The organism is Shewanella sp. 6_MG-2023, assembly GCF_030547195.1.
In the GTDB taxonomy this organism is placed as follows: domain Bacteria; phylum Pseudomonadota; class Gammaproteobacteria; order Enterobacterales; family Shewanellaceae; genus Shewanella.
This window is the reverse complement of sequence record NZ_JAUOQU010000004.1, coordinates 213,513-224,794: the sequence shown is the minus strand read 5'-3', so window position 1 is coordinate 224,794 and position 11,282 is coordinate 213,513. Positions and strand designations below refer to the sequence as shown.

Genomic DNA, 11,282 nt, shown 5'->3' with positions numbered 1-11,282 from the left:
ATTTATTATTGAGTTCGAAGACAGAATTGTGAAGCATATTAACTAAATTGCAGTTACACAGAATCTGTTACACCCTCACTAGGTTTATACTGAATTAACTGACTACAACAAAGCACTTCTAACTTTAATCATCATAGTCACTGTGCCGTCACTAACGCGAGTCTGCCTGCGTTTAAACTCGTTCTTATAATTACAGCCTCATTTCCATAACAGCTTCACTAGTAATAGCTACATCTAGCTCACTTCCTTTAAGTGGGTGTTATCCGTCCTTTATTCAATGTATTTATTATTAAAAGGTAGACAATGTGGTCGCCATAAAGAAATGCCCATCAATGACTGGCAATAGCCCAATTGATGAAACCTTGTTTGCGCTTATTGCGCAGGATATCGAAGCAAAAGGCTACAGTATTCGGCCAACGGCCTTGGCAGATGCATTAGCGAACAATTTGTTTAATCATCAGCAAGGGATAGAAGCAGACAAGTTTGAAGAAGCAGGTATAGGAAGGGGTGGCGAGTATTTAAAAAATGAGTTTGTTAGAACTGATGCCATTAGCTGGATAACCAATGGATCTGAAGCAGGCAGAGATTGGCTCACTTGGACCGCCAACTTGCAAAGCTTTTTAAATAGACGATTATTTCTAGGTTTGTTTTCATTTGAAAGTCACTTTGCTCATTATGGCCCAGGTGATTACTATAAAAGACACTATGATGCTTTTAAGGGCGAAGCGAATCGAGTGCTTTCAATCGTGGTATATTTTAATCGAGCGTGGTCAGCGTCAGATGGCGGCGAGTTAGTGTTATATCAAGATAACGTCGATAAAGAAGGCATTAAAGTAATGCCATTACTGGGCACGATAGTGACATTTTTAAGTGAAGAGTTTCCCCATGAAGTATTGGCAGCCAAGCGGGATCGATATTCTATCGCTGGTTGGTTTAGGGTTAATACTTCTATCGCTGCTAAAGTCGATCCGCCGAGGTAAGTTATCCGTCTAGATGCGCTTAACCAACAGTTGGGCGATAAGCTGTTTATTTTACTAGCTCTGATAATGAAGCATCATTTTTTATTGAATTTTGACAGGAGAGAGCCGTTGAAATTAGCAGCTGCAATAAAACATTTTTGGTCCTTTGGTATTATCAGCGGACTAATAGTCTCGGTATTGGTAACACTCTTTATTGTCATATGGGAATGGCTCGAAAATCCTGGCGGCATATTTCACGGCGCTGAAGGTACAAATTGGCAATTTGTTTATGACACTGGCATCAGTTGGTTTATGCCTACTTTTATCTATGTCGCTATCATTGCCGCAGTGAGCCACCTCATATATTCAGCGATAAAATGGCTCAGTGATTCAGCTGATAACTCAAAATGAGAGTATTTAATGGGCAAGAGAATAGAATCAGTAACGTAGGTTTTGTGTAGCCAAAGTGATAGCCGCTATGATCGTACTAGCTGACAACAATATAAATGGGCTTTTTATTAAGTGTATCTGCAACAAAAAACTGCCTCAGCAACTAAAGTTTAATGGGTTAAGGTAATGACTTGCATAAGTGTACTTTCATGTCGTGTTAGTGACGTTGATTTATTGCTCAAACAATTTAATTAATGAACACTTTGGTTTTTTTATCAACACTTAAACATTTTTATGTCATTTAGGGATTTACAGCGACCGCAGCTTGTCATATTATTCGCGGCGTTCGGAGAGATGGCAGAGTGGTCGAATGCACCGGTCTTGAAAACCGGCATGGGTTTGTAGCCCATCTAGGGTTCAAATCCCTATCTCTCCGCCATATTCAAGACGAAAGGCTCATCAGGAATGATGAGCCTTTTTTCGTTTAAATCACTAAAAATATTGAAGATTAATACTATTAATTCAAAATTGCTTTATTGCCTAGTATTTAAAGTGCCTGTTTTATAATCACTTATTTGCCTTGAGAAGATTGACTCAGTCAATGTCACTGCTTTTCATATGAGCAAGCCCCCAGTAATGTTTGCTCAATATGTTTATCCTCGTTTCTTCTAGCATTTTATGCGCTGATAAGAACATTTGCTTTTAAGCTATGTGTATTGGGGGCGTTTTAGATTATGTGCATCATGCTAAGACTCACCGTATAATGCCAACCTATACAGTTTTTACGATTAAAAGCCATATTATGCCAACTACTAACCAAACGGGTTTGCTAGCGCCTGCTGATAAGAGCGAAATTCATCAGCATTTTAAAATATTTAAACCGTATGGTTTTTTAAGCCAGTTTGTACCTGAAACCCGTAAGAAGAAACATCTACTGGGTGAGCTATTTAATTTCCCCGATAAAACCATGGCCATTGGTCGGTTAGATCATGACTCAGAAGGACTGTTATTACTCACCACTGATGGCATGATGAGTCATAAGATCAGAAGTAAAGGTATAGCGAAAGAATACTATGTACAGCTGGATGGTGATATTACTCCAGAGGCGATTTCATTACTGCAAAATGGGGTTGAAATTGGCATTAATGGTAGTAAATATTTAACCTTGCCTTGTAAGGCGTTCAAATTAGATGAAGAACCTTCGCTTCCCTCTCGGGGTCGTAAAATTCGCGACCCAAGACATGGGCCAACAAGTTGGGTTTCTATTACGCTTTGTGAAGGTAAGAATCGTCAGATCAGAAAAATGACTGCAGCCGTAGGCTTTGCCACCTTAAGGCTAGTTAGAGTGAGAATTGGCGATATACATATTGATAATATGGCTGCTGGTGATGTTATTTCGCTAACTAGTTTTGATGCTGCTTTCTGTTGATAGCATACTGGTGTTTAGAGCTCTATTGCAGCTGCCGTGGGGCTTTATATTGGGTTATCTATTACGTTTGTCAATCTCAACATCAAACTTTAGTTACAGGTAAATCACTAAAAAAATAAAAAGCCAATGGCTTGGTCAACACACTTAAGTAATCCACTAAATTAGCTGTTGTATGATTGAATCAGTAATGGATTGGGGGAACCGTCGATTCATTTGATGATATTCATAATCCAATAATCCAATAATCCAATAATCCAACAATCCAACAATCCAACAATCCAACAATCTAACAATCTAACAGTCCAATTATCTTAATTCCAATGAAAATTTCTCAATATTTTTCGTGTTTTTTATCAATGTTAATAATATAAACATTGATGATACTGTGCATTAATTAACCTTTATTGGTTTTGCTTTTATGAATGGATAATTATAAACGATCAGCTTTTCTATCAATGTAAAAGTTATAAGTTGTATAAGTTTTGCACAAAAAATTGTTTGTTTTATAAATATACATTAATTGATGCCTACTTTAATTTTTTGTTTCAGTATATGGTTAGATCTTGTTTGTTTTATGAGTATTAAGGTTTTATTTTTGTTTTATTAAATATATCGGTTTAAGTAAAAGGTTTGACTGGTTAATAATTACCTCGGGATGCGATAATTATTAAATAAATGTTAACTCAAGTGGTAAGGGTGTTTTTGTGATATTAATCGTAAGTTTTTCTTGCTATGAGAGTGTGGCTTACTTAATATCGTGGTGTTGATACAAAAGGCTTTTTTATAAAAAATAGTCGAAGTAAATGTTGCTAATTTTTAAGTGTAAATACATTTAGTAATCATTTTTCATTTTAATAATGGTTGTTTTGTGTAGGGTTGCGGTTTTATTGAGCAGCCTCAATTGCTCATGTTGATAAATTGTGATCTAATTGGCTGAATATTTCTAGCTTCGTTCATTTCAAAGACTTTTGAATGTTAATTCGTTGTTATATGTTTTATGTATAACCGCGTTGTATATTCTTCCTGCCGATAAATCAACCTCACATAAATAATTATTAAGCCCGAATTCAACCTATTGCGAAGGGGTTGAAATTTACTAATGGAAATAAATGCGATGTTTAGAAGAACAACCGTTGCAATCGCCTTAGCCTCTTTATTCTGTGTGAATGCTGCAAGTGCAGTCACACTACAAGAAGGAGACAATGGAGATTATATTCGCCTATTTGGTGAAGTGGGTGTTGGGGGTCATTTTGGTACCAATTCAGATTATAACCATGATGAGTTTTACGATACTAAAGGCTATGTCGATGATAGTTTTGCCACGTTAGGTGTAGCAGGACAGAATAAAAACTTTATCTACCGATTAGAACTGGATTACCAACGTAGAAATTGGCTTGGTGGTGATGGCGAGTTTGAACTTGCCATCGACAAAATGTTTGTCGGTTATATATTTGACGAAAATCACTGGATTGAGCTGGGTTTAACAGATACTGCGTTTGATGAGTATGATCATTTTGGTGATTTTACCTTCAATAAATCGGTAGAAACCGGTGAAGCAGGCGATCAAGAAAATACCGTTAAATATGAAGCTAAGTTTGAAAACTTGGTGTACGGCGTTTCTTATTCCTATGAAGGCAAGCACAAGAATGGTGCTTTACAAGGTGATATTGTCAACGGTTATGTTGGCTGGATGTCAGACTTTGTTTCCGTTGTCGTGGGTGTCGAAGGTCGTGGTGGCTCAGAAGGGATCTCTAAGTATGGTGAGCAAATGCTTGTCGGCTTAGGTATTCGCGCTCAAATCACCTCAGATTTTGCATTAGGTTTCAATACCTTTTTAGAAGATGAAGATCTAGCAACTCGCAAGAGTGGTGATACGTATCTTGGATACGAAACTTTCCGCAATTATGGCATGACGTTAAGTGGTAAATACGATCTTAATGAGTCTTGGGAAATTATTGCTTCAGCAAATCATGAGCAATATGAAGGTTGGGATGTAGAAGGCCCTAACTACGACTATTCCGAGCTGCCAGCTGAATTTGGTAAAGACCGCCAATGGGCAAGCTTAGGTTTCAACTACCGTCCAGCAAGAGACATCGTTGTGTCAGTAGAAGCCCGAGTTGGCGAAGCGCCAGAAGCTGCATATGCCTATGTGCGCATGTATTTCTAATTTCATTCCAAGATAAACAATTATCGAGTTTACTATGAAGAAAAGTTTTCTCTCACTGGCCATCGCCAGTATTATCAGTGTCGGCGCTAATGCTGCAGTCAACGACCTACTGATCACCGAAATGGTGCAAAAAGATTATGGGGCTGAATTGGGCTCTGTGGAAATCACCAATACCCACGCTACCGATGAATTTACCTTTACCGATGACACCGCCGTGTATATGTGGGCTAACGGTAAGTATGAAAATGTCATGCTCAATGCCAGTGGTCAGCCATTACTAACAGGCCTTACCATTGCACCTGGTACATCTTTAGTGGTATTAAACAAAGATGCTAGCGACGAGTATAAGCAAATCATTACTGATAACGGAGGTGATTACGTAATTGGTGAAGGTGACCCAAATACCAGTTACACCGATTTTTACCTAAGTGGTAATGATGGTTTCTACATTAAAAATGGCGATGTGATTATTGACCGTGTTGGCGCTGCAGATAATACCAGCGTTTGGGCTCCAGACACTACGCTGCGCCGTCGTATGGATAGTGAAGGTAATGCACCTGTTCCTTCTGCAACCTTTAATGCTTCGCAGTGGGAAGTAATTAGTCCACTTGATATTTCAACTGTGGGTACGCCAAATCTAGCTGAAGCTTATGAGCCATTTGTTTGTGCTGATTTAACCACAATTGGTGACATCCAAGGTACGGGCGGACCATCTCCATTAAAAGGTGAAAGTGTTGCCGTTGAAGGTGTGGTAACAGCCGTTGTTGGTTTACCGAAAAAAGGTTTTTACTTACGTGATGTAGTGGCTGATGGCAACCCATTAACCTCAGATGGTATCTTTGTTGAAAGTGGCAGTGCAGATAGTCAGCTAGTTGGCCGCACGATTTGTTTAGGCAGTGAAGTCGCTGAAAGCTATGGACAAACTCAGTTAGCGACCGATGATTGGGAAGTGACCAATAGCGAGTTCACGCCGACTGTGGCTACTGATATTGAAATGCTAGAATCAGATGGTGGTTCATTTGAAACCACACTCAATCGTTATGAAGGCATGTTAGTCAATCTGCCTGCAGATATAAATCCGCTTGAAGATGGCAATCAAGATATGCGTGTATCACGTAGTTTCAGCTTTAACTACGACAGCTACCGTAACAACATTACTTTGGCTTACAAGCGACCTAATTTACAGCCAAATCAGCTTAATGTACCTGGTTCACCAGAATCTTATGCAGCAGCTGCGCAAAATGATGATTATCGTTTAGTTATCGAAAGTTCGACTTCTGCTGCTAACGGTGACATCCCTTATTATCCTAACTTTGGTATCGCACCAGAGGATAATTACATCCGTATCGATGACAGTGTCGTGGGTATGGAAGGGGTGATTAGTTATAGCTTTGGTGATTATGCTTTAACTGTGACTAACGAGCTAAATAACAATAACTTTGTTCATAACCTTCCTAGAACTGACAGCCCTGATATCGATGAAACAGTAACAAATGACGAGTTTGCTATCCGCATAGCTAGCCAGAATTTATTTAACTATTTCAACTCACCATTTGGTGGTGCTCAAAACCAATTCGGCCAAAGCCGCGGTGCTGATACTTTTACTGAATTTTCTCAACAAAAAACTAAATTAGTAGAAGCCATCCGTGCGCTAGATGCTGATGTAGTCGGTTTGATGGAAATGGAAAATAATGGTTTTGGCCTTAATGGTGCTGTTGCTGATTTAGTTAATGAAGTTAACGTTTACTACAACGACGAATACGCAGATAACTATGACAAGCCATACTCAACCGAAAACCGCTATGTATTCGTTGGCTTTGACCATAACGGTAATGGTGTACTTGATGAACTAGATGCCCTTGGTTCAGATGCGATAGCGACAGGTATTATTTACCGTCCGAGTAAATTAAGCATCGAGCGTACCCGTGTTGTTACGATGCCACAGCAAAAAGCGCCGACCATTGTTAATGACAATAACGAGGTGATTAAAGACAATAATGATGAGATTTTAGAAAGCGGTCAAAACTATCATCGTGACGCACTTGTGGTTACTTTCCTTGTTAACCAGACAGGCAAGCGCTTAACTCTAGCGGTTAATCACTTTAAGTCTAAAGGTTCAACTTGTTGGGAAGATTGGCAAGGAGTTGAGTTTGGTGATGCTACTAAGTGGACCCAAGATGCTCCAGATCTTGATTTTCAAGGCTCATGCTCAGAGTTCCGTATTTCAGGTGCAGTACAATTAGCTGAAGAACTTAAAGACGTTGAGGGTGACAAAATCATCTTAGGCGACCTTAACGCCTACGGCCAAGAAGACCCAATGTTGGTTCTGACTGAAAACCCTCGCAACAAAACCCTAATGACCGCAAGCCATACTTTTGTAGGTAGCAAACCACAGTTCAATACAGATGGTTCGCCAGTACAAATTACTAATAGTTACGGGTACATTAATATTATTTCGAAAATATTCGAAGAGAAGGGTAAAACCCCATGGAGTTACTCTTATAACGATGAGGTGGGTTCACTTGATCACATTCTTATTTCACCTTCGCTAGAAGAGCGTGTAATCGATGCTGCTGACTGGCATATCAACGCTGCTGAATCAAGCCTTTATGATTACAACAATGAGTATAAGGGTGACTACAGCAATGAATTTAATAAGTTCTATGCTGAAGACCATTTCCGCTCTTCAGATCACGATCCAGCATTAGTGACCTTAAGTTACTTGCCTGGAGAGGCTGATTCAGGCCGTTCAATGTATCTGACCAAACTCAATAAGTTAATGAAGGTGCCATATCAGATCCCAGAGATTGCAGGCGCTTTAACTGGCGATGTCGCCACCATCAAACTGACGCCTAAAGATGATAAAGAGCAACTGGATTTGAGCCAACTCGTTGAGCCCAACGTGGTGTTAACTCAGGATGGTCAAGCCCTAGTTAACTTTGAAGTCTTCGGTGCGCCATCTGCGCGCTACAGCGCTAAAGTTGCTCTTGAACGCGACGGTGCAGTGGTTGCGGGTTCTTCACTTTCTTTCGATATTGAAGTGCAAAATCGAGACTCGTTAGTCGCTGAAATAAAAGAAGAAAGACATGATGGTAGTGGCGGTAGTACTGGTTTACTTAGCTTGTTAAGCCTTCTGGGTTTATCAGCTCTTCGTCGCCGTAATCGCAAATAGGTTCAACCCCAGGTGAGGTGTTCACTTCGGTGACACCTCACCACCTAATAAAAAGATAACACTATGAATAATAAAATTAATGCCGTTGCTAAAGCAGTTACCCTATTGCTAGCAGCTGCGTCAACAACTGCCAATGCTGATCTTATCATTACCGAGTATGTTGAAGGTGGTGGTTTTAATAAAGCGATTGAGCTTTACAATTCCGGTGATGCCGCGCAATCTCTAAATGGCTATAAACTTGTTCGCTACAAAGATGGAGATACCTCTCCATCAGATATGGTCGTGTTTTCAAATGAAGAAATTCCTGCAAAAAGTATTTTAGTGGTTAGACATGCTGATGCTGAATTGGACCTTGATGCTAGTGTCACGGATATGGTTGGCGAGCTTCAGCACAATGGAACCGATGCTGTTGGGTTATTAAATGGTGACCTAGTAATTGATATCGTTGGTGCAGTACCAACCCCTGCTGGCTGGGGGAAAGATGTTTCATTACGACGTATCAATAGCTCTAGTTCTATGGTTTCTAAAGCTATTTTCGACGAAAATGATTGGACTACAGAGCCTAAAGACACTGTAGATGGCTTAGGCTGTATTGGTGAGGCTGCCTGTACTTTTGTCGCAGAACCAGGTGTGTTGTTAATCACTGAATATGTAGAAGGCAGTGGTAGTAACAGAGCTATTGAGCTTTCTAATATTGGCGGTAGCGAGATTGATTTAGATGCTTCTGAATACAAATTAAGTTTATATGCAAATGGTAGCGTTGACCCTAACGGTAGCCAAACGCTAGAAGGTATTTTGGCTGCAGGTGAAAGCCTGGTATTTTTTAACAGCAGCGCAGCAGACGAATTTAAACTAGTTGGTATCGCAGCTAATGCCATTACTACTTTTACTGGTAATGATGCATTAGTGCTATTTAAAGACGGTGTGGTTATCGACCGTTTAGGCAAGTTAGGTGAAGACCCTGGTTCAGAGTGGACAGATCCAAATGATCCAGACTTCTCAACCAAAGATAAAACCTTAAGACGTAAAGCTAGCATCACTGCAGGTGACAGCGATGCTTACGGTGACTTCCCTGGGACAAATAATCAGTGGATTACCTTTGATATAGACACTGCTGATGGTCTAGGTTGTATGGGCGAAGTTGCCTGTGGTGATACACCAGTAGATCCAGAACCCGATCCAACACCTTGTAATAATTGTGTCGAGCTAACACCTGTCGCAGATCCTGATGCTTTTGAGCCTAACGTTTATTATACCGACGTACTTAGCGGTAGCTTTGACGATGCTGAAGCAATGAAAGATGCGATTTCAATTACCATTGCTAATGGTCATCAGCAATTGAGCTATAAAGAAGTGTGGACAGCGCTGACTTACTCAGATGAAGATCCGGCAAACAGGAGCAACGTTATTGAGCTTTATACTGGTAACTCAATATCAAAGCAAAATAATAGCCAAGGAGCCAACGCTGCAGACGAATGGAACCGTGAACACGTTTGGGCTAAAAGTCATGGTTTCCCAAGTGAGTCTCAACTTGGTTACACCGATGCACATCACTTACGTCCAACGAATGTGAAGGTTAACTCTACTCGCAGTAATTACGATTTTGCTGAATGTGGTGATACTGCTACAGAAATCGCAGATGCACCGGGTAATTTTGTTGATTCTAGCGGTCGCTGTTTTGAGCCAAGAGATGAAGTTAAAGGTGATGTGGCGCGGATGATCATGTATATGGATACTCGTTATCAAGGTAACGATTCTAATATGCCAGATTTGATTGCTGTTGACCGCATGACAACGAGTGATGAGGTTTCTAATAATGAACCGCTTCATGGCAAGTTATGTACGCTTTACTCTTGGCACCATCAAGATCCTGTCGATGATGCCGATGTTCAGCGTAACGATGCAATCTATACCTATCAAGGCAACCGTAACCCTTATGTAGATTACCCTGAATGGGTACAAGCGGTTTATGGTGAGCAATGTGATGATCCACTTCAGCCAGAGCTAGATGTTGATGTGATCATAGCTGCGCCTGAATCTGTTAACGAAGGTGAAGCATTTATTATTGATGCTTCTGAAACCGTTGCTAAAGACGAAGCTGAGCTTAGTTTTAACTGGGAGCAAACAGCAGGTCCAGAGCTAGAGTTTGATGCTTCAAGTTCAATTCTTGCGCTAACAGCACCTGAAATAATTAGCGATACGCCACTACAATTTACCCTAACGGTAAGTGATGGCACGCTTGAAACTACACAAGTCGTCAGTGTAACTGTGGTCAATGTGCCATTAGCCTTTGATATTAGCTTTAGTGGTACAACTGAGTTAAATGAAGGTGACAGCACAGTGATCACAGCAGCCATAGCCAATGAACCTGAAGGATTACAATATAGCTGGACACAAGTTTCAGGTATGAGTGCGGATTACACTGCTGATGGTTTAGTGCTGAATGTGACTGCACCTGACGTTGATGTTGATCAAACATTAGTGTTTACACTTTTCGTGAGTGATGGCGAAGAGCAATACAGCACCAATGTCAGTATTGATGTGAAAAACCAACAAGAGAGTGGTTGGAGCAAGCCTGATGGTGCAGGTAGTTTAGGCGCTGGCTTGCTAATGTTATTACCGCTGTTATGGCGTCGACGTCAATCTTAAGCTTTTGAAGGTTTATTTTTGAGTTAAAATTTGAGAAATATATAGCTTAGAAATAAACGGTAAAGATTAAATTAGCCCAATTACAAGGGCTTAATAAAAGTCCACTAGTACAAAGCCTGCTTTGTGCTGGTGGACTTTTTTATTTTCAATTGATTTTTTTTGTCTCATTCATTTTTTTGATAAAGGTCAGTACATTCTTATCCATAGGTAAAGAACCTGGTGGGCATGCGCCACCTGGAATTAGGCCTGAATATTGGCCTTAAAATTCTATATGGGAAGAGGGTTAACGAAAGTAACGGAAAGCAGTCACTTCAATCAGGTTGAGCTTTTAAGAGTTATGACTGCCTGTCATCATGCTGAGTGAACTTTAAGATTAGTGGCAGGCAATCTTCGTTATAGCGTTGCAGTGATTATCTGAACTCAGAACTTTGACTGTGGAGGCTGATTTACGTAAATAGAGGGATATTATAAGTTCCATTTTACCCCTCTACTTTATCAATTGGCTATATTCTTAAA

At 40.2% G+C, this 11,282-nt stretch carries 6 protein-coding genes and 1 tRNA gene; all 7 read left to right on the top strand.

Annotation, left to right across the window (positions count from 1 at the left end; genetic code table 11):
• Positions 1-332: 332 nt before the first annotated feature.
• A complete protein-coding gene (locus Q4533_RS04290) occupies positions 333-980 on the top strand; it encodes a 2OG-Fe(II) oxygenase (protein WP_303502023.1) in 648 nt (215 codons plus the stop codon).
• A gap of 108 nt (positions 981-1,088) precedes the next feature.
• Positions 1,089-1,370, top strand: coding sequence for a hypothetical protein (locus Q4533_RS04285; protein ID WP_102437062.1), 282 nt, complete (start codon positions 1,089-1,091; stop codon positions 1,368-1,370).
• 327 nt (positions 1,371-1,697) lie between these two features.
• Positions 1,698-1,788 (top strand) — tRNA-Ser (locus Q4533_RS04280).
• Between the two features lie 363 nt (positions 1,789-2,151).
• On the top strand, positions 2,152-2,778 hold the full coding sequence (locus Q4533_RS04275; RefSeq protein WP_102531185.1) for a pseudouridine synthase: 627 nt from the start codon (positions 2,152-2,154) through the stop codon (positions 2,776-2,778).
• A gap of 1,114 nt (positions 2,779-3,892) precedes the next feature.
• Positions 3,893-4,945 (top strand): porin, encoded by a 1,053-nt coding sequence (locus Q4533_RS04270; protein ID WP_303502018.1) that lies wholly within the window; start codon positions 3,893-3,895, stop codon positions 4,943-4,945.
• 34 nt (positions 4,946-4,979) lie between these two features.
• Positions 4,980-8,117, top strand: coding sequence for an ExeM/NucH family extracellular endonuclease (locus Q4533_RS04265; RefSeq protein WP_303502015.1), 3,138 nt, complete (start codon positions 4,980-4,982; stop codon positions 8,115-8,117).
• A gap of 63 nt (positions 8,118-8,180) precedes the next feature.
• Complete coding sequence (locus tag Q4533_RS04260; protein ID WP_303502013.1) at positions 8,181-10,766, top strand: endonuclease; 2,586 nt, start codon at positions 8,181-8,183, stop codon at positions 10,764-10,766.
• The last annotated feature ends 516 nt before the right edge of the window (positions 10,767-11,282 follow it).

Bases quoted from the DNA above. Each gene is read 5' to 3' on its own strand.
- Q4533_RS04275 (WP_102531185.1), top strand. From the start codon at position 2,152: ATGCCAACTACTAACCAAACGGGTTTGCTAGCGCCTGCTGATAAGAGC.
- Q4533_RS04270 (WP_303502018.1), top strand. From the start codon at position 3,893: ATGTTTAGAAGAACAACCGTTGCAATCGCCTTAGCCTCTTTATTCTGT.
- Q4533_RS04290 (WP_303502023.1), top strand. From the start codon at position 333: ATGACTGGCAATAGCCCAATTGATGAAACCTTGTTTGCGCTTATTGCG.
- Q4533_RS04260 (WP_303502013.1), top strand. From the start codon at position 8,181: ATGAATAATAAAATTAATGCCGTTGCTAAAGCAGTTACCCTATTGCTA.
- Q4533_RS04265 (WP_303502015.1), top strand. From the start codon at position 4,980: ATGAAGAAAAGTTTTCTCTCACTGGCCATCGCCAGTATTATCAGTGTC.